Annotated in this window: 21 protein-coding genes and 1 pseudogene; 5 read left to right on the top strand and 17 right to left on the bottom strand. The window is 73.1% G+C overall.

All coding sequences use genetic code 11. From position 1 onward, the window contains the following. Positions 1-71: 71 nt before the first annotated feature. From CP981_RS30345 to CP981_RS30310, 8 genes are all read right to left on the bottom strand, one after another. The gene (locus CP981_RS30345) at positions 72-1,358 is read right to left on the bottom strand and encodes an MFS transporter (RefSeq protein WP_425282223.1); all 1,287 of its coding nucleotides are present in this window, start codon (positions 1,356-1,358) and stop codon (positions 72-74) included. 5 nt (positions 1,359-1,363) lie between these two features. After that, positions 1,364-2,557, bottom strand: a complete 1,194-nt coding sequence (locus CP981_RS30340; RefSeq protein WP_244329848.1) for a PLP-dependent cysteine synthase family protein — start codon at positions 2,555-2,557, stop codon at positions 1,364-1,366. A gap of 662 nt (positions 2,558-3,219) precedes the next feature. Further along, on the bottom strand, positions 3,220-3,672 hold the full coding sequence (locus CP981_RS30335) for a hypothetical protein (protein ID WP_143658847.1): 453 nt from the start codon (positions 3,670-3,672) through the stop codon (positions 3,220-3,222). 165 nt (positions 3,673-3,837) lie between these two features. After that, positions 3,838-4,392 (bottom strand): ATP-binding protein, encoded by a 555-nt coding sequence (locus CP981_RS30330; RefSeq protein WP_085923852.1) that lies wholly within the window; start codon positions 4,390-4,392, stop codon positions 3,838-3,840. 140 nt (positions 4,393-4,532) lie between these two features. Continuing rightward, complete coding sequence (locus CP981_RS30325; protein ID WP_085923851.1) at positions 4,533-6,686, bottom strand: xanthine dehydrogenase family protein molybdopterin-binding subunit; 2,154 nt, start codon at positions 6,684-6,686, stop codon at positions 4,533-4,535. Positions 6,687-6,752: 66 nt separating this feature from the next. Next, positions 6,753-7,748, bottom strand: a complete 996-nt coding sequence (locus tag CP981_RS30320) for an FAD binding domain-containing protein (RefSeq protein ID WP_085923850.1) — start codon at positions 7,746-7,748, stop codon at positions 6,753-6,755. Further along, positions 7,745-8,311 (bottom strand): (2Fe-2S)-binding protein, encoded by a 567-nt coding sequence (locus tag CP981_RS30315; protein ID WP_085923849.1) that lies wholly within the window; start codon positions 8,309-8,311, stop codon positions 7,745-7,747. Before CP981_RS30315 ends, CP981_RS30320 begins: the two co-directional genes overlap by 4 nt. A 107-nt stretch (positions 8,312-8,418) precedes the next feature. Beyond that, complete coding sequence (locus tag CP981_RS30310; RefSeq protein WP_085923848.1) at positions 8,419-8,805, bottom strand: hypothetical protein; 387 nt, start codon at positions 8,803-8,805, stop codon at positions 8,419-8,421. A 239-nt stretch (positions 8,806-9,044) separates the two neighbouring features. On the opposite strand from CP981_RS30310, the gene CP981_RS30305 reads away from it, so the two are divergent. Further along, on the top strand, positions 9,045-9,863 hold the full coding sequence (locus CP981_RS30305) for a lipase family protein (RefSeq protein ID WP_085923847.1): 819 nt from the start codon (positions 9,045-9,047) through the stop codon (positions 9,861-9,863). A 153-nt stretch (positions 9,864-10,016) separates the two neighbouring features. On the opposite strand, the pseudogene CP981_RS38895 reads toward CP981_RS30305, so the two are convergent. Further along, positions 10,017-10,288, bottom strand: a pseudogene (locus CP981_RS38895) (VOC family protein); the annotation flags it as partial. 412 nt (positions 10,289-10,700) lie between these two features. Between CP981_RS38895 and CP981_RS30295 the strand changes: the two are divergent. Beyond that, positions 10,701-11,894 carry a serine hydrolase domain-containing protein gene (locus CP981_RS30295; protein WP_085923921.1) on the top strand — a complete coding sequence of 398 codons (1,194 nt, stop codon included), beginning with the start codon at positions 10,701-10,703 and terminating at the stop codon, positions 11,892-11,894. A gap of 96 nt (positions 11,895-11,990) precedes the next feature. Here the strand turns inward: CP981_RS30295 and CP981_RS30290 are convergent, their stop codons facing one another. Further along, positions 11,991-12,806: an alpha/beta fold hydrolase gene (locus CP981_RS30290; protein WP_085923846.1), complete on the bottom strand. Its 816-nt coding sequence runs from the start codon at positions 12,804-12,806 to the stop codon at positions 11,991-11,993. Positions 12,807-12,842: 36 nt separating this feature from the next. Here CP981_RS30290 and CP981_RS30285 point away from each other — a divergent pair, with 36 nt between their 5' ends. Both CP981_RS30285 and CP981_RS30280 read left to right on the top strand, forming a co-directional pair. Further along, entirely contained in the window at positions 12,843-13,463 is a 621-nt protein-coding gene (locus tag CP981_RS30285) for a TetR/AcrR family transcriptional regulator (RefSeq protein ID WP_085923845.1), read from the top strand. Positions 13,464-13,696: 233 nt separating this feature from the next. After that, on the top strand, positions 13,697-13,948 hold the full coding sequence (locus CP981_RS30280) for a hypothetical protein (protein ID WP_042160019.1): 252 nt from the start codon (positions 13,697-13,699) through the stop codon (positions 13,946-13,948). A 27-nt stretch (positions 13,949-13,975) separates the two neighbouring features. Here CP981_RS30280 and CP981_RS30275 read toward each other — a convergent pair whose 3' ends face one another. The 7 genes from CP981_RS30275 to CP981_RS30245 form a co-directional block, all read right to left on the bottom strand. Further along, positions 13,976-15,394, bottom strand: a complete 1,419-nt coding sequence (locus tag CP981_RS30275) for a hypothetical protein (RefSeq protein ID WP_244329847.1) — start codon at positions 15,392-15,394, stop codon at positions 13,976-13,978. A gap of 119 nt (positions 15,395-15,513) precedes the next feature. Further along, positions 15,514-15,948: a VOC family protein gene (locus CP981_RS30270; protein WP_085923844.1), complete on the bottom strand. Its 435-nt coding sequence runs from the start codon at positions 15,946-15,948 to the stop codon at positions 15,514-15,516. A gap of 41 nt (positions 15,949-15,989) precedes the next feature. Beyond that, a complete protein-coding gene (locus tag CP981_RS30265; protein WP_085923843.1) occupies positions 15,990-17,420 on the bottom strand; it encodes a cellulase family glycosylhydrolase in 1,431 nt (476 codons plus the stop codon). Between the two features lie 187 nt (positions 17,421-17,607). Next, positions 17,608-18,330 carry a class I SAM-dependent methyltransferase gene (locus CP981_RS30260; protein WP_085923842.1) on the bottom strand — a complete coding sequence of 241 codons (723 nt, stop codon included), beginning with the start codon at positions 18,328-18,330 and terminating at the stop codon, positions 17,608-17,610. Continuing rightward, positions 18,327-18,995, bottom strand: a complete 669-nt coding sequence (locus CP981_RS30255) for a TIGR04282 family arsenosugar biosynthesis glycosyltransferase (protein WP_085923841.1) — start codon at positions 18,993-18,995, stop codon at positions 18,327-18,329. Before CP981_RS30255 ends, CP981_RS30260 begins: the two co-directional genes overlap by 4 nt. Next, entirely contained in the window at positions 18,992-19,711 is a 720-nt protein-coding gene (locus CP981_RS30250) for a glycosyltransferase family 2 protein (protein ID WP_085923840.1), read from the bottom strand. The genes CP981_RS30255 and CP981_RS30250 overlap by 4 nt, the downstream gene beginning before the upstream one ends. Positions 19,712-19,794: 83 nt before the next feature. Continuing rightward, a complete protein-coding gene (locus tag CP981_RS30245) occupies positions 19,795-20,856 on the bottom strand; it encodes an NAD-dependent epimerase/dehydratase family protein (protein WP_085923839.1) in 1,062 nt (353 codons plus the stop codon). A 331-nt stretch (positions 20,857-21,187) separates the two neighbouring features. Here CP981_RS30245 and CP981_RS30240 point away from each other — a divergent pair, with 331 nt between their 5' ends. Beyond that, positions 21,188-22,192: a PP2C family protein-serine/threonine phosphatase gene (locus CP981_RS30240; protein ID WP_085923920.1), complete on the top strand. Its 1,005-nt coding sequence runs from the start codon at positions 21,188-21,190 to the stop codon at positions 22,190-22,192. Positions 22,193-22,199 lie beyond the last annotated feature (7 nt).

Raw genomic sequence — 22,199 nt, 5'->3', positions numbered from 1 at the left:
CGCGGCCCTGAGACCGCGCGGACGGCGGTGGCCACCCCGGCTCCTCGCGGACGGGGTGGCCACCGCTGTGTTCAGCCCATCGCCGGAGCCGGCGCGGCGGCCGGGGCCAGCCGGCCCGTGCGGTGCAGTCCGTAGAGGGCGGCACTACAGGCCAGGCCCAGGACCGGGAGGGCGATCCAGGGCAGGGCGGGCAGTCCGGCGGACCGGGAGGCGTCCAGTGCGGCGCCGGTGAGCAGATTCCCGAGAGTGATGCCGATACCGCAGATGGTGTTGTAGAGCCCGTAGTGGGTCGCGACCAGGCGGTTACCGGACAGCCGGACGATGGTGTCCATCTCGAACGGGTAGGTGATCATCGTGCCGAGGGCGAGCAGCAGCGCACAGAGCGCGGGCGGGACGGCTGCGAGGGCCCAGCGGCCGGGGCCTTCGGCCGGCACCGGCAGCGCCGTGGCCGCCAGCAGCGGGACGAACGCCAGGCCCATGGTCAGCAGCCCCCGGGCGAGAGCGCGGCCCGCGGTCATCCGGGCCTTGCACCAGCGGGTCACCCTGGTCTGGCCCAGGATGGTGCTCAGCCCGGACACCGCGAACAGCCCGGCCACCGCCGCGGCGGCGAACTCCCCGTCGCCGCCCAGCCGTCGTACCTCCAGCGGCAGCGCCAGATAGACCTGGAACGACAGCACATAGGAGCCGATCATGGCTCCGGAGAACAGCAGGAACGGGCGGTTGGCCAGCACACCCCGCCACGGGGACGGCAGACCGGCCTCCCGGCGGCCGCCCCCGTCGGGTGCGGACTCGTCCCCGCGGGCCGGCAGCGCACGGATCTGCACCAGGCTCAGCAGCGCGAAGATCCCGGCCGCGACCAGGCAGGTGACCCGGAAGTTGACGCCGGTGAGCACCATCCCCACCAGCGGGCCGAGCAGGATGCCCGCCTGGTAGAAGACGTTGAACAGCGCGAACGCCTCCAGCCTCCGGTCGCCCGCCGCGGCGGCCAGATAGGCCCGGACCGCCGGGTTGAACAGCGCGCCGGCCAGTCCGGTGGCCGCGGACGCCGCCAGCAGCGCGGACAGCGAGTCCACCAGCCCGAGCGTCACGAAACCGAGCGTCCGCAGCACACAGCCGGCCACGATCAGCGGCTTGTAGCCGAACCGGTCGGCCAGTGCGCCGCCGACCAGGAACATCCCCTGCTGGCTGAAGTTACGGACCCCCAGCACCAGTCCGACCAGCCAGCTCGCCAGGCCGAGCGTCCCGGACAGATGCGCGGCCAGATACGGCATCAGCATGTAGAAGCCGAGGTTGATGGTGAACTGATTGACCATCAGCAGCCGGGCACTGCGCTCGTAGGAACGGAACTGGGTGAGCATGCCGGTCACCGGGCCTCCCCCGCACCCTGGGCGGACGCCTCCCCGAAGTGATCCGCCGCGGCCTCGCCGGGGCGGTCCGCAGCGCCGGACGGGCCGAGCGGATCGACGACCCGGGCGCACCGGCTCCAGACGGTGACCTCCCGCTCCCACAGCCGGCTCAGGGTCTGCGGCCCGTCGGCCGGCGGGGCGTCGAGCAAGTGGTGTTCGGCGCAGTACTGGTCGTCGTACACCGTGCTCAGATAGCGCTGCGGTCCGTCGGGGAAGACGGCCGCGATACGGGTGCCGGCCGGCTCGGTCCGGCTCAGCCAGCCGGCGACCAGCGCGACCGCACCGACGCTCCAGCCGCCGGTGGCGTAGTGCGAGGACGCCAGCGTGCGGCAGGCCCAGACCGCTTCGGCGGGGGCGACCCAGTGCACCTCGCTGAACTGGTCGTAGGCGACATTGCGCGGATAGATGCTCGATCCGAGCCCGCGCATCAGCCGGGGGCGGGCGGGCTGTCCGAAGATGGTCGAGCCGATGGTGTCGACGCCGACGAGCCGCAGCTGCGGGTAGAGCTGGCGCAGCACCCGGGACACCCCCGCGGAGTGGCCGCCGGTGCCCACGCTGCACACCAGGACATCGATATGGCCCAGCTGGGAAGCGAGTTCGAGGGCCAGCGGCAGATAGGCGGTGGTGTTGTCGGGGTTGTTGTACTGGTCCGGGCACCACGCGCCGGGGTGCGCCGCGAGCAGTGCGCGCACCCGGTCGCGGCGGGCCTGCTGCCAGCCGCCGGTGGGATGCGGCTCGGCGACGATCTCGACCTGGGCACCGTACGCGGTCAGCAGCCGGGTCATCGAGGATTCCAGGCCGGGGTCGGTGACCAGGCTGACGGGGTGGCCGTGGACCATGCCGGCGAGTGCCAGGCCGAGGCCGAGCGTGCCACTGGTGGATTCGATGATCCGGGCGCCCGGCCGCAATTCGCCGCGGGCACGGGCGCGTTCGACCATGTGGAGTCCGGGCCGGTCCTTGATGCCGCCCGGGTTGCGGCCTTCGAGCTTGGCCCAGAAGCCGCGGCCGGGCGGGGTGAGCGGCTCGGAGATGTGCAGGACGGGGGTGTTGCCGACCAGGCCGGGGATGCCGGAGGCAGGGGCCGGGCCGGGCGTCGGGGAGGCGGGGGCAGCGGGAGAGACGGAGCGGGCCGCCGTGGGGAGAGAGTGCATGATTCGCTCTCGTTCGGTGGTGGGGTATACGGGCGCTCATCTCGCGCCGGCCGGGGTGGCCGGACGCGACGGCGGGCTCCTATATCCGGCACCGGCAGAGGGCGGCGAGGGTGGCCCGGCCGCCGCGGGCCGGTCTGAACCGCCCGGTCCCGCGCCCCGCGGCCGGAGTCCGTCCCGCCGCGAGGCGCACGGCCCCCGCGAGGACGGCGGGCACCGCGGCGCCCCCCGCCCCGGCGGCCGGGCGGCCCTGCGGGAGATGGCCGGACGGGCCGGGCACACAGGTGGAGTCGTGGTGCCCGGCGTCCGCCCCGGCGCTCACGTGGGCGGGCACGGCGGCCACGGGGGCGGACCGGCCCGACGAGACCGCCACCGGGGCGGGCGCACGGTGATGCCCCTTGGCGCCGTCGGCACACGGGAGCACCACGGCCAGCAGCCCGGCTACCAGGAGCAGGACGGCGGGTCGGCGCCGGCATGAACGGGCGTCCCCCGGGAGGCGGGCACCGCCACGAGAGCGGGCGCCACTACGGGAGAGAGAACGGAACAGAAGGCACAACGGGACGCGGAACGGCACAGGGCCTCCGGGAGACTGCCGCCGCGCCGGAGCGGAACACGCGGGCGGGCAGGCGGCATCGGCAGGGGAGCGATCCGGAAACGGCCGGAATCTAGACCTGCTGCACCACGGAAGCCGTTGCGCTGCGCAAGGGTGGAAGGGCGGCACGGGCGCCCGCGGACGCCCCGGACCGGCCTGGTGCCGACGGCTGCCAGGCGCAGCCCGCCGAGGGAGTGGGGCACGGCAGCGCCGGGGCGGCGCCCTGCTGCGGCAGGCCCGACACACACAGCTCGTCGGAGTGGTGCTCGGGGTGCCCGGGGTGCTCCGGCTGCTCACAGTGACCGCTGTGTTCGGGGGCGAGCCAGGCACCGGAGTCCGCGGTGGCGGCTGCCGCCACCGGCACGGCGTTCACCAGATGGCCCTCGGCGCTCTCCGCGCGCGCCCCGTGGGCGACCAGCACACTGATCAGCACGGCGGCCAGCCACAGCACACGAAACGGAACCGCTGAACCGCGGTTCCGCATCCCGCTGTTGGCCGGCCCGCGGGCCGTCCTGACCGTTGCCATACCGCGATCGTAACCGTGGTGGCCGGCCGTTGCCGGTAACCCCGCGCCCTCAGGCACATATCAGTCACCGGGCGAGGCGCGACAGCGTGGGCGTCAGCACCTCGCCATGTCGTTGACCGTGCTTCGTTGACCGTGCTTCGTTGACGGTGCCTCGTTGGCGGTGTGTCAGACCAGCGACGCCTCGGACGAGACCGCCGGGGTCTCCGCGGCGGTCTCGGCGACGGCTTGCCGGACGGGCTCGACGAGCGGCTCGACCGGTACGGGCGGCGGCACCGCCGGCTGGCCCTTCGCGTCGGGCACGCTGCGCAGCGGGGTGCGGCTGGTCAGCGGCGTCTTGCGGGCCGCCTCGACCCGGCGGGTGAACCAGATGACCTTGCCGTCCGGGGTGCCGCAGGTGCCCCAACTGTCGCTCAGTGCCGCCACTCTGGAGAGCAGGCCGCCGCCCGCGCTGAGCAGTTTCGGCAGGCGCGGCCCCTGGTCGGCGACGGAGGCCGTGAGGTGCCGGCCGGTCCAGCGGAGTTCGACGACGCACGGCGCGTCCGGGCCGATATGGCGATGGACGTTGGTCAGGAGTTCCGCCACTCCCCGGCATACGGGCGGGATATGCAGCTCCAGATCCCAGTACCGCAGGTGCGCGGCCAGAATCCGCTGGATCTGCGGCACACGCTCCGCCGAAGCATGCAGTTCGACCGTGTAGTGCCGGTCGCTGGGAAGTGTCATGTCGTGGCTCCTCACCGCGAGGCTCACGCCCTTCACCTCGTTGGACCAACGAACCCCGAAACACGAAGAGTGAGCATTAATCACGTATGGGTCATTTGCCATGGTGACCCCGCATGGCGGGTTCCGCAACTGATCTTGGTTTAGCGAAGTCCGCCGGCCCGGCCCTCACCCGGCCGGTCCAACAGCCGCGGCAGAACCTTGTCCGGGGTGAGCGGGAGGTCGCGGAACCGGACTCCGGTGGCGTGCCGGACGGCGTTGGCGAGGGCCGCCGCGGTACCGACGATGCCGATCTCCCCGATGCCCTTGCTGCCCATGGGGTTGAGGTGGGGGTCCTCCTCCTCCAGCCAGTGCGCCTCGATCAGCGGCACGTCGGCGCAGGCCGGAACGTGGTACGAGGCCAGATCGCACTCGGCGAAGTCACCGAACGCGGGATCCAGCACGCTGCCCTCCATGAGCGCCATCCCCAGCCCCATGGTCATACCGCCGATGAACTGGGAGCGCGCCGTACGGGAGTTGAGGATGCGGCCGGCCGCGTAGACACCCAGCAGCCGCCGCGTCCGGACCTCTCCCGTGACGGTGTCGACCTGGACCTCGGCAAAGGTGGCGCCGAAGGCGTGCCGCGCGTACGGGGAGCCCTCGGCCGTCTCCCGGCGGGTGTCGGCGGCGGCCGTCAGCCCGTCGGCCGGGAGCGGTCCGACGTGGTCCCGCAGCCGGTGCCGCAGCGCCGTACAGGCCTTGTGGACGGCCCAGCCCCAGGACGCGGTGCCCGCGGAACCGCCGGCCAGCATCGCGGGCGGCAGATCGCTGCTGCCGATCTCGATCCGGATCCGCTCCTCGGGCACCGCCAGTACACCGGCGGCGAGCTGCGCGAGCACGGTGCGGGCGCCGGTGCCGATGTCGGTGGCGTTCACCCGGATGCGGTAACTGCCGTCGGTGGCGGCGTGCGCCTCGGCGGAGGAGGCGGCGATGTAGACCGGGTAGGTGGCGGACGCGACGCCGGTGCCCACCAGCAGATCGCCCTCGCGGCGGACTCCGGGCCGGCGGTCCCGGGGCAGCCAGCCGAAGCGCTCCGCGCCCTCCCGCAGACAGCCGACCAGATGGCGGCTGCTGAAGGCGCGGTCGCTGTCCGGCTCGGTGTCCGGCTCGTTGCGCATCCGCAGGTCGACGGGGTCGATGTCCAGGAGGACGGCGAGTTCGTCGACGGCCGACTCCAGGGCGTACATCCCGGGGGCCTCGCCCGGTGCGCGCATCCAGGAGGGCGTCGGTACGTCGAGCGGGACGACACGGTGCACGGTGCGGCTGTTCGGCGAGGTGTACATGACGCGCCCCGGGACCGCGGCCTGCTCGACGAACTCCGTGACGGTGGAGGTGTGCGTGGCGGCCTCATGGGCGAGGGCGGTGAGGACGCCGTCGTCGCCCGCGCCGAGGCGCAGCCGCTGAACGGTGGGTGCGCGGTGGCCGACGACCGCCGGCAGCTGCCGGCGCGGCAGGGACAGTTTGACCGGGTGCCCGGTGTGGCGGGCGGCCATCGCGGCCAGGACGACCTGGGGGCGGGGCGTCCCCTTGGCGCCGAAGCCGCCGCCGACGTGCTCGGAGACCACGGTGACCTCGCTCCGGTCCAGCCGGAACAGCGCGGCGAGGTCCTCGCAGACCCTGGTGGCGCCCTGGCTGGAGTCGTGGACGGTCAGATGGCCGTCGCTCCACCAGGCGGTGGAGGCGTGCGGCTCCATGGGGTGATTGTGCAGCGGCGGCACGGTGTACGTGGCGTCGAGGGTGACGGGGGCGGCAGCGAACGCCCCCTCGAAGTCGCCGCGTTCACGGGTTCCCGGATAGCCGCCGTTGGCGGTCTCCGCGTCGTACATCCGGGGGTGACCGGCGGTCAGCAGGACGTCATGCGCGGCGGTTTCGTAGCGGACACGGACGGCCCCGGCGGCGGCGCGGGCGGTTTCGAGACTGTCGGCGACGGCGAGGGCGACATACCAGCCGCGGTGCGGGACCCGGTCGTCCTGGAGGACCCACAGCGTCGGATCGGCGGCAGCCGCGAGGCGGGGCGCGTTCTCGTGCGTCAGCACCGTGTACACCCCCGGCAGGGCGAGCGCCGCCGCGGTGTCCACGGCGATCACCCGGCCGCGGGCGACGGTTGCGGGCACCGGCCAGGCGTAGGCGCAGCCCGGCGGGGTGTGTTCGGCCGCGTACCGGGCGGTGCCGGTGACCTTCTCCCGGCCTTCCCGGCGGACGAGCGGGGCGCCCAGGGGGTACGGGAGAGGGCCGAGCGGGAACGAGTCGGGGCTCATGGCGCGCGTCCTTGGATCGGGGGCTGGGGCGGAGGAGGCAGGGGCGTCCTGGTGGTCGTGGTGTGGTCAGTGGTCGTCGTCGGGGGCGGCCAGTCCGGCCAGTACGCCGACGGCCAGATTGCGGGCGAGCGTGACCTTGAAGCCGTTGTCGCGCAGCGGCCGGGCGGCGCCGAGTTCGGCGTCGGCGGCACGGGCGAAGGTGTCCTCGGTGGCGGGCGCGCCGTGCAGCACCTCTTCGGCGGCGCGGGCGCGCCACGGCCGGTGCGCGAGCCCGCCGAACGCGAGGGCGGCGTGCCGTACGGTGCCGTCCCGCACCTCCAGTACGGCGGCGACGGAGGCCAGGGCGAAGGCGTACGAGGCGCGGTCGCGGGCCTTGCGGTAGCGCGAGCGGGTACCGGGGGCGGCCGGCGGGAGCCGGACGGCGGTGATCAGTTCGCCGGGCCGGATCTCGGTGTCCCGCTCCGGGCTGTCACCGGGCAGCCGGTGGAAGTCGGTCACCGGCACGGTGCGCTCCCCGTCGGGGCCGTGCAGCAGCACCTCGGCGTCGAGGGCGGCCAGCGCCACCGCCATGTCCGACGGCTGGGTGGCGACGCAGTGGTCGGAGTGGCCCAGTACGGCGAGATCGCGGTGCACCCCCTCGCGGGCCGGGCAGCCGGTGCCGGGGGCGCGCTTGTTACAGGGCTTGGAGATGTCCTGGAAGTACAGGCACCGGGTGCGCTGCAGCAGATTGCCGCCGGTGGTCGCGATGTTCCGCAGCTGCCCCGAGGCGCCGGCCAGCAGCGCCTGCGACAGGGCCGGGTAGCGGACGCGGACGGCGGCCGCCGCGGCGAGATCGCTGTTGCGCACCAGCGCGCCGATCCGCAGTCCGCCGTCCGGCAGCTCCTCGATCCGGTCGAGCGGCAGCCGGGTGACGTCGATGAGCAGCTGCGGCGTCTCCACCCCCAGCTTCATCAGGTCGACGAGGTTGGTACCGCCGCCGAGAAAACGGGCGCCGGGCTGCCCGGCCGCGGCCCGTACGGCCTCCTCGACGCTGGTCGCCCGCAGATACCCGAACGGTTTCACTGCGCCGCCTCCCGGACCGCTTCGACGATCCGCGGATAGGCGCCGCAGCGGCACAGGTTGCCGCTCATCCGCTCGCGGATCTCGTCGTCGGTGAGCTCGACCGGGGTGGCGGGGTCCGCGGTGGGCGGGGTGACGTGGGACGGAAAGCCGGCCGCCACCTCGGCCAGCACCCCGACGGCCGAACAGATCTGGCCGGGGGTGCAGTAGCCGCACTGGAGGGCGTCCCGTTCCAGGAAGGCCTGCTGAAGAGGGTGCAGCCGCTCCCCTTCGGCGAGGCCCTCGACCGTGGTGATCTGCCGCCCGTCCTGGGCCACGGCCGGCAGCAGACAGCTGTTGGCGCGCCGCCCGTCGACGAGCACGGTGCACGCGCCGCACTGGCCGTGATCGCAGCCCTTCTTGGCACCGGTCAGACCGAGGCGTTCGCGGAGCAGGTCCAGAAGCGTGGTGCGGTGGTCCACGGTCAGCGTCTGCGTCACTCCGTTGATGTGCAGCACCAGCGAGGACTGGTGACCGTCCGCCGACGGCGCTCCGCCGGGCTCCGGCGGATGATGGTTGGGCTCCACTCGCTCATGCCTTCCGATCCGGGCCGCGGGGGCGGCTGTCGTGCACCTGGGCCATGTCCTGCGCCGTGACCGTGGTGGCCTCGTCGCCTCAGAAGCGCCTGCGACCGCTAACGGGTCTCCAGCCGCAACTCGACTTCCTTCTCCTGGTCACCGGCGGCCGTCCCGAGGACATGGACGGCGAACGCGGACTCCAGGCCCTTGCACAGCTGGTCGACCGCCCAGTAGCCGCCCTGGAGGCTGACCATGACGGGCGCGGTCAGCCGGCGCGGCTCGGCCGCGGCCTTGCGCTCACTCACGTCGAAGGTCGAGGTCCACACGGTCGAACCGGCCCCGGCCACCTCCTCGGGCACATCGTCCGCCGCCCGGTCGGAGCTGAAGGTGGTGCGCAGCGCGCTGAAGACGGCGTGCGCGTCCTGCGTCGCGCAGCTCTCCAGCTCCACCATCACCTCGGCCGATACATGTTTCGCGTGTGACGCCTGATCCGCGCTGTTCACTGTGGGGCCTTCCGTTGTGGGCCTTCCTCCGGGGGCTGAACGCTTCCAGGCTCGCCCGGCGGCCCGGTGTGTGCGACCGGAGGCACGAACGAGTGGTTTGAACGGGCGGCACCCGCATGCCACCCGATCGGGAGATTACGCTGCGTAGTCAGCGCGTGCGTTCTGTGATCGGAGCGGTCTCAGGCGCAGCGCTCGGCCCTCGCAGCAGCCATCGTCGACCCCAGCCAGAGGAGCCCTCGTTGACCAGTGCCACGATCGACCAGAAAGCCACCGGCTACACCGTCCGCCATGCGCTCTGTATGGCGCGCGCCTCCGAGCTCGCCTACAAGGACGAGCAGACCATCGAAGCCACCGCCCGGGAATGGGGCTTCGACCGGGTGCGCCACCACCACACCACGTTCCGCCCACCGTTCCCGCTGGAGGACACCCAGGCGTACACCCTCGGCGGGCACAGCATGATCATCACCAGCTTCCGGGGCACCGAGCCGGTGAAACTGCGCGACTGGCTGTCCGACGCCACCACGCCGCCGTGGCCCGGTCCCGGCGGCAGGGGCTATGTCCACTACGGCTTCGGGGAGGCGCTGGAGTCCGTCTGGCCGCAGGTCCGCGCCGCCATCGACGCCTTCCGCGACAACCGCCAGACGGTGTGGTTCACCGGCCACAGCCTCGGCGGGGCGCTGGCGATGCTGGCCGGCGCGCGGCTGCATTTCGAGGAGCCGCATGTGACGGCCAACGGTGTCTACACCTTCGGCCAGCCGCGCACCTGCGACCGGCAGCTGTCCAAGGAGTTCAACACGGCCTTCTCCGACCGCATGTACCGCTTCGTCAACAACAACGACATCGTGCCGCAGCTCCCCCCGGAGCCCGCCTTCCACCATGTCTCCGCACTGCGCTACATCGACGCAAAGGGCGCCCTCCACCACACCATGCCGCTGCTCAGCGGCCTGGTCGACCGCGCCCGGGGCCTCACCGCCGACCTGCTCGCACCCGCCTCCGACGGTGTCCGGGACCACTTCATGGCCGCGTACGTCAACGCCTTGGAGAAGAACCAGAACTGACCGGTCGGGGTGGCACGGCGGGCCCCGACGGGTGGGCAGCGGGCCGGGCGGGACCGGCCACCGCGTCCCGTCAGGACCGGCCGCCTCCCGTCCTGGCCTGCCGCCGGCCTGGCTGGACCGGCCCTCTCCCGTCCTGGGTGGCCGCCACCCCGGTCAGACCGGCTGGGTGAGGTTGACCGCGTTGCCGTCCGGTCCTGGATATGGGCGACCCGCTGCCCCCAAGGCATGTCGTTGGCCGGGCCCCGCACCGTTCCGCCGAGCGGCCCGACCCGGTCCAGAAGCGCATCGACGTCCTGGACGGCGATGCTGAGCAGGATCCGGGTCGGGGTGCCGGTCTCGACGCTTTGGTCCGTCACGATGCCCAGCTCCGAGCCGCCGACCCGCAGCCCGACGAAGAAGGCCGGGCCCTCCTCGGGCACCCGGGTGACAAAAGGTCATCCGCCGCCCTCCCCCGCCGTCAGGATGGCCATGGCGCGAGCCCGAGCCAGGCGGCCGACGGCTCTCGCCCACGGCGGAATCCAGCCACGCGCCTCCCCTCCCCGGACCGCTCGTCCCGCCCCTCCCCCGCCATCGCCGGGCCCGGCCCCACCGGTTGCCGGTCGCCCACGTATCGCCGCTGAGCTGCCGAAACGACCCCGGCGCCGCGTCCGCCGCGCCGCGCGTGCCCCCGGCCGACGGCTCGCCAGCCCTCCTCACGCCCCCGGACACGCGCCGCTGAGCCGTCCGGCCGCACATCGTTGCCACGGGCATCGACCTGGACGGATCATCCGTACGGAACGCCGTACGCACGTACGGAGGCACGGGATGACCGCACCGGGACGACGCGAGGAGACCACCGTGGAGCCAGCCACCGTCAGCGGCCACTGCGCACCGGAATTCGCCGGCGTACGGGACGCGTTCGAGCGGAACTTCAGCGAGCACGGTGATGTCGGCGCGGCGGTCGCGGTGACGGTGGACGGCGAGGCGGTGGTGGACCTGTGGGGCGGCCACGCGGACGCGGCCGGGACCCGCCCCTGGGAGCGCGACACACTGGTCAATGTCTACTCGACGTCCAAGGGAATGACCGCGCTGTGTGCCCATCTCCTCGTGGACCGGGGCGAGTTGAACCTCGATGCGCCGGTGAGCCGCTACTGGCCCGAGTTCGGGCAGGCCGGCAAGGAGGACATACCCGTGCTCTGGCTGCTCAGCCACCGGGCCGGTCTGATCGCGCCCCGCGAGCCGCTGCCCGCCGGGCACGCGTACGACTGGGACCGGGTGTGCGCCATCCTTGCGGCCACCCCGCCGTGGTGGGAGCCGGGCACCGCGCAGGGCTATCACGCGGTGACCTTCGGATATCTCGTGGGCGAGGTCGTACGGCGGATCACCGGGCAGTCCCTCGGCGCGTTCCTGCGCAGCGAGATCACCGGGCCGCTGGGGGCGCGGGTATTCATCGGCACCCCTGCCGAGGAGCATGCCCGCTGCGCCGACATGGTCGGGCAGCTGGACGAGGCGCGTCTCGCCGAGCAGTTCCCCGGTGCGCCGAAGCCGCCGTTCCGGTCGCTCGCCGACCATCCGCTGGCCATCGTGATGCTGGCACTGACCTACATCCCCACCGGCGATGTCAACAGCGCCGCCTACCGGTCGGCCGAGATCCCGGCGGGCAACGCCCATGCCGGTGCGCACGGGCTGGCCACGGTCTACGGCGCGCTGGCGGCCGGCACGCTCGTGCGGCGCGGCACCCTGGAGGCGATGCGCCGGTCGCAGAGCCGGCCGGGTGAGCGTGATCTGACGATCGATGCGCTCGCGCCGGCGGGGTACGAACACCGGTGGGGGCTGGGCTACATGCTCAACCACCAGGGCCAGGCGGGTCCCAATCCACGGGCGTTCGGACACGGTGGCGCGGGCGGCTCCTTCGCCTTCGCCGATCCGGAGAACCGGCTGTCGTACGCGTACACCATGAACAAGTACGGCGGTGGCACGACGGGCCAGGACCCGCGCAACGCCGGGCTGGTCAGGGCGGTGTACCAGGCGCTGGGACAGAACCGGAGCTGAGACCGGGCCGGGGTTTCGGGCCGGGGTTCTGTCTCTCCGCTCACGACCGGAGGGACAGACCCCAGTGGTACGAGGCCCCGGCGTCGGCAGGGTTGCTCATCGGGCCGTCGCGAGGCCGTTGAGCAGATGGCCGAGCTCTGCCGGGGCCTGGAGGTGGGCCATGTGCCCCTGACCGGGGAGTACGTGGACTTCGGTACGGGTGGCACGGGCGACGCGCTGCCGGACGTCATCGAACGACGTGCCGTAGGGGGCCGTCCCGTGGTTGCACTGGCCGACGATCAGGTCGGCACGGTCCGCCCGGCGTGCCAACTCGTGCGGTGGCGGCGCCGCGTTGAGCGCGGCGAGCTCGGCGTGCGCCGGCCTGCTCAGACGCTGCAAGTCCGCCCATCCTTGACGGTCGGCCCGCAGAGTCTCGACCTGCGCCGCGTCGAGGCCGGCGATCCGCCGGTTCACGATCTCGGCGGTGGCCTCCCAGTCCGCCTTCTCCTCGGCGGCCTTCAGGTCCGGCAGCACGTGACTGCCGAACGGCCGTATCACCGGCTCGTAGGCGATCACCTGGCGCAGTGAGCTGTCGTTGGCGGCCAACAGCGCGATCAGGCCGCCGTAGCTCCAGCCGAAGAGCGCCTGTGTGCCCGCGCACTCGTCGAGGATCAGGCCGAGGTCCTCGACCTCCGTGCGCAGCGAGTAGCCGTCGGTCAGCGGCCCCGAGGGGGTACGGCCCCGGCGGTTGACGACCGTCACCGAGGGCCAGGCGTCGACGGCGGTCGCGACATGACGCCACGCGTGTGCGTCGCTCATCGCGCCCGGGACGACGACGAGACCGGGAGCGTCCGGCTCCCCGTACACATCGGCCGTGACCCAACTGCCTCCGCCGACCGACCACTTCTTCTGATTCTGAATCGTTTGCTCCATAAAGTGATTATGGAGCAAGCGCTCTACAATGCAAGGGTGTCCCAACCAACCCGTGGACGACCACGAGCCTTCGACCGCGACCGCGCGATCCTCGACGCCGCCCGCCTCTTCTGGCGGCGCGGCTACTCCGGGACGTCGACCCGCGACCTCACCGCGGCCCTCGGACTCTCGACCTCCAGCCTCTACGCCGCCTTCGGCAGCAAGGCCGGGCTGTTCGAGGAAACGGTGCGGACCTACGCCGAGCGCTACCGGGAGATCTACCGGCAGGCCGTCACCGAGAAGGATCTCCGGACCGTCATCGACCGCCTCCTCACCGACTCGGTCGACGAGTTCACCCGGCCAAGTGACGCCCATCCAGGCTGCCTGCTCAGCAGCGCCGCGATGACCGACAGCACGCGCACACTCGACATCAGCGCCTACTACGCAGAACTGCACGGCTGGAACGAGCGGGCCCTCCTCACGCGCATCGAGCGAGCGGGGAGGGACGGGCAACTCGTCGCCGGGACCGACGCGGCGGCCCTGACCGGACTCGTGCAATCGGTCGTGCACGGATTGTCCGTGCGGGCCAACCTCGGCACGACCCGCGAGGACCTGCTGACGACGGTGCAGCTCGCCCACGAGCTGCTCTGCCGACAGCTCACCTCGCCGGCAGCCTGATCCCCTGCCCCCTGGTAACCGGCAACTGGGTTCCGTCCCTCCTGATCATGGCCGGAGAGACAGCTGCCGGGTCCCGACGCCCACATCGTGCCTGGTCACGAGCCCTGCGGCGGCTTCTGCACGGATCGGAAATCTGCACCCGCCATCCCCGTGGCCGAGCGCGATAATGGGAGGTGCGGCAGGCATCCGGTCCTGGTGGGAGCGCCGTGGCCCGGGGAAAGGGTGTGGTGATCATGGAACGGGACACCGAGACGGTTCACGAGGCGTATGCGTTCGTCTGTCTGCACTGCGGACACGGGTGGGAAGAGGAGTACGAGATCCGGCACACCACGGATCTGGCCGGCCACCGGCGCGCCGACTACTTCACCCGGGGCGTCCGTGTCGCCTCCCCGCTGACCCGCGCCGACTGCCCCTCCTGCAACCGCGGCCCGATCCGGATCCTGCGCCCCGGCCGGGTGAACTCGACCCGCCCCTACCTCGCCTGATTCCCTTCTCGATGCCCTGACGCACCGTCACCATCCGGTGTGGAGAAGGTGGTTGAGCAGGAGTGCGAGTACTGCCTGGGCGGTCAGCCATGCCCGTCGGCGGGTGGCGGGCAGCAGGGCGCAGGCGGCCGGCAGCCAGGCGGCGAACGGGAGCCAGATCCGTTCGGTCTCCGCCTTGCTCATCCCGGAGAGGTCGGCGACGAGCAGGGCGAACAGCGCGGCCAGCACGAGGACGACCAGCCGGTCGGCGGGGTCCCGCAGCGGCCCGGCGGACGGGCGGAGGCCGCGCCCGGCGGCGGGGGCGGCCGCGAGCGCGCGGCGCAGCGCGGCCACCGTCGCGGGCCCGATGATCAGGACGGTGCAGGCGAGATTGCCCCATACCCAGTACGCGTACGGGCGGACCGCGGCGGCGCCCTGGTAGTAGCGCTCGACCAGCAGGAGGTACCCCTCCCACCAGGAAAAACCGGCCACGGTGAAGGCGACGGCGACGGCTGCGGCGCCGGCCGCCACGAGGGGCAGCGGGCGGACGGTCCGGGTCAGCCACAGCACCGCGGCGGCGATCAGCGCGATCAGGGTGAGCCCGTAGGAGAGATAGCAGGTCAGGCCGAAGAGGAGCCCGGAGGCCAGGGCGGCGGCGGCCGGGATGGGGGCACCTCCCAGCGATAGCTGGGGGAGAGTGCGGCGGGTGGCGGCGAGGGCGAGCAGCGCCAGCGACCAGGCGGCGACGGCCGCGAAATAGCCGTCCGCCGAGGTGCCCACCCAGACCGCCGAAGGGACCAGGACGAGGAACGGCGCGGCCCGGCGGGCGAGCGGCTCACCGGCGAGCGCCCGCACCGTGATCAGCACCGCGGCCACGGCGGATGTGCCGACGATCAGACACCAGAGGCCGGCCCAGCCGCCCCCGCCCAGCCCGATGCGGTCCAGACCGACGAAGGTGAGCACGGCGGCCGGCGGATGCCCGGCGACATGGGCGGGCCAGTGGTCCGGCGCGTTGTTGAGGATGTGGTGGGTGAAGTCGCGCAGGGCCGGCCCGAGGTCGTCGAAACGGTCGATGACGGTCAGGTACTCGTAGGCGGTGGTGAGCCGGCCGGCTATCCCCGTCCGCCAGCCATCGATCATCGCCAGCGCCCCGGTCCAGGCCAGGGAGCCCGCCCAGCCCAGGACGACGAGGCGCCGCCAGGGCAACCGGGCGGCGAGCGGCGGCCCGTGGACGATCACGAGGACGGCGATCACGACTGCGGCGGGGGTACCGGGCCCCAGATGCGGGGACCACGAGGCGTACAGCGGGGGCCAGTTGACATGCAGGCTGCCGTTGGCGCGCTCGATGACGGTACCGACGACGGCAGCGGCCACAACGAGCAGTGCAGCGGCCGCGGCGGCCACCAGATCGAGGCGGCGCCCGGCGCGTTCTTCCGAGGTCACACGGGGGGTTGCACAGGAGGTCACGCCCGCACGCTAGGCGCCGGCGGGCGGCAACGGGCGGGTGGCGGCGGGGGCGTCATCGATCCGTCAGATTTGGCGGACGGATCGAGGGCGCGCCGGCACACCGTGTCCCGCCTTTTCCCTCAGTCGAGGCAGAACTCGTTGCCCTCGATGTCCTGCATCGGGATGCACGACTCGTTCACGCCATCGGCATGCAGTGTGCGCACGTGTACCGCGCCCAGCGCCACCAGCCGTGCGCACTCGGCCTCCAGTGCGGCCAGGCGCTCTTCACCCACGAGCCCGGTGCCGACCCGCACGTCAAGATGCACCCGATTCTTGACGACCTTGCCTTCGGGGACGCGCTGGAAGAACAGCCGCGGGCCCACACCTGAGGGATCAATGCAGGCAAACGCGGCACCCTGCTGCTCAGGCGGCAGCGAGCGGTCGAAATCGCCCCACGTGGCAAACCCCTCCGGCGGCGGCGGTACGACGTACCCCAACACCTCGCACCAGAAGCGAGCGACGCGCTCAGGTTCTGCGCAGTCAAAGGTGACTTGGAACTGCTTGATCGACGACATCGGCACACCATAGCGGCGCGTGCCGTTCGCCGAACGAGTGGCTACCTCGGGCTGATCGTGACCCTGTAGGTGGCTCCGGCCCGGCCGTGGGTGTGCACGGTGACGGTCTGGTCGTGGTCGTGCCAACTGGCCTTGCTGCCCTGGACATGGACGCGGTAGCCGCCTGGGTAGGTGTCCCTGGGCACGGTGATCCGGGTGGGGCCCTCGGCGTTTTCGCGGGTGCGGAAGGTGAGCGTGTAGGTGCGGGTGGCCGGGGCGTACGCGAAGGTGAGCGGGTCGCCCGCGACCGCCCGCGCGTACGGCTGGACGAGCAGTTGGGCGTTGGGCTTCGGGGCGCCTGTCTGGTCGAGGAAGCAGTAGCCGCCGCCCCGGCACCACTGCCACCACGTCCAGCCACTGGAGAAGCGGTCCATGGAGGCCGTCATGTCGGTGACGAACTGGCTTGCGTGCGGAACGTAGGGGTTGCCGCCCCACTCCCCCACGATCACCGGCATGCGCTGACGGGTCGGGTAGTCGCTGATCGCGGCCTCGAAGGCGGGGATGAAGGTGCCGTCGGGGTCGTAGTCGGCGCCGGTTTCCATCGCGGTCTCGTAGAAGTGCGGGGCGTAGCCGGCGTGCGGGTCGTCGATGTGGCCCAGCCGGGTCGGGACGCCGAGACCGACGATGACGGTGGGTTCGACGAATACCCACGACCTGTGGTCGACCAGGCGGATCGCCCGGGCGAGACGGTTCCACAGCTCGGTGAGCTCGGTGGCCTCGAAGCGGGCCGCGGCGGCGGGGAGGTCTTCGCCTTCGAGGAACTTCGCGAACGGCTCATTCATCAGGTCGTAGCCGAGCAACGCCGGGTGCCTGCCCAGGGCGGCGGCGACCGTCATCCACATACGGGCGTGCGCGGCGCGGAAGTCGGCGTCCTTGTACAGATGGTCGAAGGCGGTCTGTACGGAGGGCTCGAAGTATTCGGAGAACCAGTCGTCGGGTATCGGCTCGAACGGCAGCCCCTCGTCGCGGGTGGCCCAGTCGGGGACGCCGCGGGAGCCGAAGTGGGGTCCGTAGACGTCCTGGTGGGCGTCGAGGATGACCTTGATGTGGTAGCGGTCGGCCCAGTCGAGGATGCGGCGCATCTTGGTGAGGTAGCCGCGGTCGTAGTGCCCGGGGGTGGGTTCGAGGTCGTCCCAGAAGAACGCGAGGCGCGCGAGGTTGAAGCCCCGGGCGGCCATGCCTTTGAGGTCGCTCTCGTGGATGTCGGCGAACGCGTGGGTGCCTCGGCTGTTCTTGTCGGCGAGGTTGAAGCCGCGCCACTGGAGCGCGCGGCCCTGGCCGTCGGCGATGTAGGTGCGGTCACCGACCGTGACCCGGTCGGGCGTGCGGCCGGGGGCGCGGTCGGGGTGGGCCCGGGCCTGCGCGGGGAGGACGCCGAGCAGGAGGGCGGCCACGGCGAGGGCGGCGGGGGCGACGCGGGAGGTCAGGCGCATGCAGGAGACCCTTTCGAGGGGGGCTGCTCGGGCGGCGTGCTACGGGCCGGCCGGATGCTACTGGCGGGTGCGTCAAGTTCCCAGGGATGCACGGGAGTTGGCCGGAGTTGGCGGGGTTTCCGCACCGGCGCGGCCGAACGGGTTCGGCCGCGCCGGTGCAAACCCCGCCTCGAACGTCTCGCGCTCCTCACCAACCGCCACGCCGCAGCGCCACGAAGCAGCGTTCGGTGTCTGGGGACTGGGCGGTCGGGTGCGGGACGGTCCACTGTTCGATGGGGGTCCAGGGGCTGGCGGAGGCGTAGCGGAGGAGGGCGGGGGTGCCTACGCGGGCCCAGGGGAAGTGGGCGTCCGGGGGGCGGGGGGTGTGGGAGCCGTCCTCGACCCGGACCTGGACCCGTTCGTCGACGTCTGCCGGGGTGGTCTCCACGATGAGCAGTCCGTGCGGGGCGAGCAGTTCGGCGGTGCGGGTGAGGAGGGCGTGCGGGTCGCCGCCGATGCCGATGTTGCCGTCGAGGAGCAGGGCGGTGTCCCAGGCCCCCTCTCCCGGGAGGGTGTCGAAGACCGAGCGGTGCAGTGCGGTGCCGCCGATGGCGTAGGTGCGGGCCACCGCGGCCGCGCTGACGTCGATGCCGAGGGCCCGGCGGCCCTGCGCGGCGAGCGCGGCGACCAGCCGGCCGGGTCCGCAGCCGATGTCGAGGACGCTGCCCGCGCAGCGGCGCAGCGCCGACAGATCGGCGGCGTCCGGCCCCGCGCACCAGCGCTCGACCTCCAGGGGCAGCAGCCAGCCGTCACTGCGGCGCAGGAAGAGCGGGCCGCGGCCGCTGCGCAGCGCGTCGGCGTACGGGTCCGCGCCCCAGGAGACGGTGTCGCGCCGGTCGGTGGGTGTCGTGGGCGACACGGTGGTGCTCATCGTGCGGTGACCGGGGTCAGCCGGGCCAGGGTGGCGGCGAAGCGGCCGGCGGGGGCGGCGGCCGCGACGTGGTGTGCGTCGTCCGCGGTGTCGACATCGCGCAGCGGCGGCAGGTGCCGTACCCGGAGTCCGGCGGCGGTCAGCCGGGCGCGCTGGGCGGCGCCGGTGCGGTCGGTGGACATGGGTACGCCGCGCAGCAGCCGGGGGTCGGGGACGGCCAGGCCGAGCGCCCAGAAGCCGCCGTCCTCGGCCGGTCCGAACCAGGCGTCGCAGTCGTCCCAGGCACCTGACTCCAGTGCCGGGGCGAGGAGTTGCGGGGTGACCTGGGGGGTGTCCATGCCGATGAGCAGGGTCGGGCCCGTGCTGTCGGCGAAGGCCGCGGCAAGTCGCTCGTCGAGGCCGCCGGGGCACTGCGGCCGGACGTCGAAGCCGGCCGGCAGCCAGTTTCCGGGGCGGCCGTCGAGGACGACGACCCGCCGCCGGGCGGGCATGGCGCGTACGGCCTGGAGGGTGTCGTACAGCGCGGCCTCGGCCAACTGGGCGGCCTCGTCCGGGGTGTAGGGCGGGGTGAGCCGGGTCTTGACCCGGCCGGGGACCGGTTCTTTGGCGATGACCAGGAGGGTGGTGGGACCGGTCGGCGCCGCAGCGGCTGCGGGAAGGATCATCGGGCCGTCTCCTCCGTGCGGGGTGCGAACGGCGGCTGCTGGAGAACGGCGCGCATATCGCGCACCGCGTGCCAGGTGCCGCGCCAGGTGCCGGTGACCTTCGAACGGCCGGTGCGCGGCCGGTAGGGCACCGCGCGCTCCTCGACGCGCCAGCCGGCGTCGGCGGCCCGGACGACCATCTGGAGGGGGTAGCCGCTGCGGCGGTCGGTGAGGCCGAGTCCGAGCAGCGCGGTGCGCCGGGCGGCGCGCAGCGGGCCGAGGTCGTGCAGGCGGAGTCCGGTGCGGCGGCGCAGCATCCGGGCCAGTACGGCGTTGCCGGCCCGCGCGTGCGGCGGCCAGGCGCCGCGGCCCTGGGGCCGGCGGCGGCCCAGCACCAGATCGCTGGCGCCGTGCCGGACCGCGTCGACGAAGGGGGTGAGGAGAGCGGGGTCGAGGGAGGCGTCGCAGTCGCAGAAGCAGACGATGTCGGCGTCGGCGGCGAGCAGTCCGGCGTGGCAGGCGGCGCCGAAGCCGCGGCGCGGCTCGTGCACCACGGTGGCGCCGAGGCCGCGGGCTACCTCGGCGGAGCCGTCGGTGGAGCCGTTGTCGACGACGATCGCCCGCCAGCCGGCCGGGATACGGGCCAGCACCCAGGGCAGCGCGGCGGCCTCGTCGAGACAGGGCAGGACGACGTCCACCGGGGCGGGCCGGGGGACGGGGGGTGGGAAGTGGGTCACGCGTTCACCTGCGTATCAGAAGCGGAAGAGGAGAGTTCAGGGGTTCACGGGCCTGGACGGTGGCGGCCGGGAGGGCGTGCGGGTCATCCCGCCGGGGCCGCCCGCATGCCCTCGCGGGCGAACTCCGTCATCCCCGCCGCGAATCCGGTGGCCGCGCGCCAGCCGAGGTCCTCGGCGATCCGGTGCGAGGAGGCGGTGATGTGCCGTACGTCGCCGAGCCGGTACTCCCCCGTCACCACGGGCGCCGGACCACCGCACGCCGCGGCCAGGGTCCGGGCCATCTCGCCGACGGTGTGCGGTACTCCGCTGCCCGTGTTGTAGGCGGTCAGGGCGCCCGCGGGCCGGTCCGGCAAGGCTTCCAGCGCCACGACGTTGGCCGTCGCGACATCCCGGACATGGACGAAGTCCCGCCGCTGGCCGCCGTCCTCGTAGACCGTCGGCGACTCGCCTCGGGCCAGCGCGGAGCGGAAGAACGAGGCGACCCCGGCGTACGGGGTGTCGCGCGGCATCCCGGGGCCGTAGACGTTGTGGTAGCGCAGCGCGACGGCCCGGCCGCCGGTGGCGCGTGCCCAGGAGGCGGCCAGATGTTCCTGGGTGAGCTTGGTGGCCGCGTAGACGTTGCGCGGGTCGGTGGGGGCGTCCTCGCCGACCATGCCGGGCCGCAACTCGGCGCCGCAGTCCGGACAGCGGGGTTCGAACCTCCCGGCGTCCAGCTCGGCCACCGCCCGCGGACCGGGCCGCACCACCCCGTGGCGGGCACAGGAGTAGCGGCCCTCTCCGTAGACCACCATCGACCCGGCGAGGACCAGCTTCCGCACCCCGGCCGCGGCCATCGCGGCCAGCAGCACCGCCGTGCCCAGGTCGTTGCAGCCCACGTAGTCGGGCGCATCGGCGAAGTCCTTGCCGAGGCCCACCATCGCCGCCTGGTGGCAGACCGCGTGCACACCCCGCAGGGCGGCGTCGACGGCCGTCCGGTCCCGTACGTCGGCGACGATGCGCCGCTCCCCCGGGCGCGGGGGCGGGGGAGCGGGGTGCGCCGAGGGCAGCAGCGCGTCGAGGACGACGGGTTCGTGCCCGTGCGCCAGGAGCGCCTCGACGACCTGCGATCCGATGAATCCGGCGCCGCCGGTGACCAGTACACGCATGCCGGTGACGCTAGGCGCGACAGCGGGTTCCGGCCCGCTTTCGGGACGTCGTGTCATGGGTCCGTAAGATCCGCGGCCCGTCCGGCGGGGGTGCTGTCCGGCCGTGCGGGGCCACTGCGATTCGGTAACAGCACGCATTCGAGGTATTTCGGTACGGCATATGGTGCCTATGCTCAGGTCGGGGGCCGGGGGCCGCTTTCGGACATTCCGACGGCCGGCGGCCCTCTTGCCCGATCACCTCAGCTACACACCGTCGGAGAACACCTTGACCGTGGAGAAGGGGGAGCGGCGGACCGGCTCCCGTGCGCTGGCCGTGCTCCCGTACGCGGTCATGGCCGTGGTCACCACGGTCGATCTCACCGCGGGCCCGGGCGTCGGCTTTCTGCCACTGGTGTCGCTGGGCCCGGCGTTCGCGGGGCTCGTCGGCGGCTGGCGGCGGACTGCTGTGGTCGGCCTGACGGCGTCCGTGCTCTGCCTCGGTATGGGCGTCCACAGCGGGCTGTTCGAGAGCCGGCGCGGTCCGACCGCCCTGCTGTCGGTGGCCGGGGTCACGGCGGCCGGGGTGGCCGCCGCGGTGATGCGGCAGCGACGGGAGGCCGAACTGGCCAGCGTCCGCTCGATCGCCGAGGTCGCCCAGCGGGTGCTGCTGCGCCCGGTGCCGCGCGGCGCGGGCCCGCTGCGGATCGCGGTCTCGTACACCTCGGCGGTGGCCGAGGCCCGGATAGGCGGTGATCTGTACGAGGTGGTGACTTCGCCCGCCGGGGTGCGGATCATCGTCGGCGATGTGCAGGGCAAGGGCCTGGAGGCCGTGGAGAGCGCGGCGGTGGTGCTGGGGGCGTTCCGGGAGGCGGCGCACGACGAACCGGATCTGCCGGCCGTCGGCGAGCGGGTCGAACGGGCGCTGAACCGCCATCTGTCCGGCGAACGGTTCGTCACGGCCGTGCTCGCCGAGATCGGTGACGGTCCGCGGGCCACCCTGCTGAACTTCGGCCATCCGGCGCCGCTGGTCGTCCGCCCGGACGGCACGGTCGGCTTCGCCGCGCCGCCCGACCGCGCCCTGCCGCTCGGCCTGACCCTGCACGGCGCCGCCGCCCCGGTCCCCTACGAGGTGCCGTTCACCCCCGGCGACCAGCTGCTCTTCTACACCGACGGCGTCACCGAGGCCCGCGACGCGGCGGACCGCTTCTACCCCCTCGACGAACGCGCCGCGCTGCTCAAGGACCCCGACCCGGAGGCCGCGCTGCGCGCGGTGCGGGAGGACCTGGTCGAGCATGTCGAGGGACCGCTGCACGATGACGCGGCGATGCTGCTGGTCCGCTACCGGCAGAGCCGGTGAACGGCCT

This window comes from Streptomyces platensis, from assembly GCF_008704855.1.
Lineage (GTDB): Bacteria > Actinomycetota > Actinomycetes > Streptomycetales > Streptomycetaceae > Streptomyces > Streptomyces platensis.
This window is presented reverse-complemented; position numbering and strand designations above follow the sequence as displayed.

What these genes read in the sequence shown, in the direction of transcription:
- CP981_RS30280 (WP_042160019.1), top strand. Translation starts at nt 13,697, where the DNA reads ATGGAACGGGACACCGAGACGGTTCACGAGGCGTATGCGTTCGTCTGT.
- CP981_RS30335 (WP_143658847.1), bottom strand. Translation starts at nt 3,672, where the DNA reads ATGGCAACGGTCAGGACGGCCCGCGGGCCGGCCAACAGCGGGATGCGG.
- CP981_RS30260 (WP_085923842.1), bottom strand. Translation starts at nt 18,330, where the DNA reads ATGAGCACCACCGTGTCGCCCACGACACCCACCGACCGGCGCGACACC.
- CP981_RS30340 (WP_244329848.1), bottom strand. Translation starts at nt 2,557, where the DNA reads ATGCACTCTCTCCCCACGGCGGCCCGCTCCGTCTCTCCCGCTGCCCCC.
- CP981_RS30265 (WP_085923843.1), bottom strand. Translation starts at nt 17,420, where the DNA reads ATGCGCCTGACCTCCCGCGTCGCCCCCGCCGCCCTCGCCGTGGCCGCC.
- CP981_RS30330 (WP_085923852.1), bottom strand. Translation starts at nt 4,392, where the DNA reads ATGACACTTCCCAGCGACCGGCACTACACGGTCGAACTGCATGCTTCG.
- CP981_RS30345 (WP_425282223.1), bottom strand. Translation starts at nt 1,358, where the DNA reads ATGCTCACCCAGTTCCGTTCCTACGAGCGCAGTGCCCGGCTGCTGATG.
- CP981_RS30290 (WP_085923846.1), bottom strand. Translation starts at nt 12,806, where the DNA reads ATGGAGCAAACGATTCAGAATCAGAAGAAGTGGTCGGTCGGCGGAGGC.
- CP981_RS30255 (WP_085923841.1), bottom strand. Translation starts at nt 18,995, where the DNA reads ATGATCCTTCCCGCAGCCGCTGCGGCGCCGACCGGTCCCACCACCCTC.
- CP981_RS30270 (WP_085923844.1), bottom strand. Translation starts at nt 15,948, where the DNA reads ATGTCGTCGATCAAGCAGTTCCAAGTCACCTTTGACTGCGCAGAACCT.
- CP981_RS30325 (WP_085923851.1), bottom strand. Translation starts at nt 6,686, where the DNA reads ATGAGCCCCGACTCGTTCCCGCTCGGCCCTCTCCCGTACCCCCTGGGC.
- CP981_RS30245 (WP_085923839.1), bottom strand. Translation starts at nt 20,856, where the DNA reads ATGCGTGTACTGGTCACCGGCGGCGCCGGATTCATCGGATCGCAGGTC.
- CP981_RS30240 (WP_085923920.1), top strand. Translation starts at nt 21,188, where the DNA reads ATGGCCGTGGTCACCACGGTCGATCTCACCGCGGGCCCGGGCGTCGGC.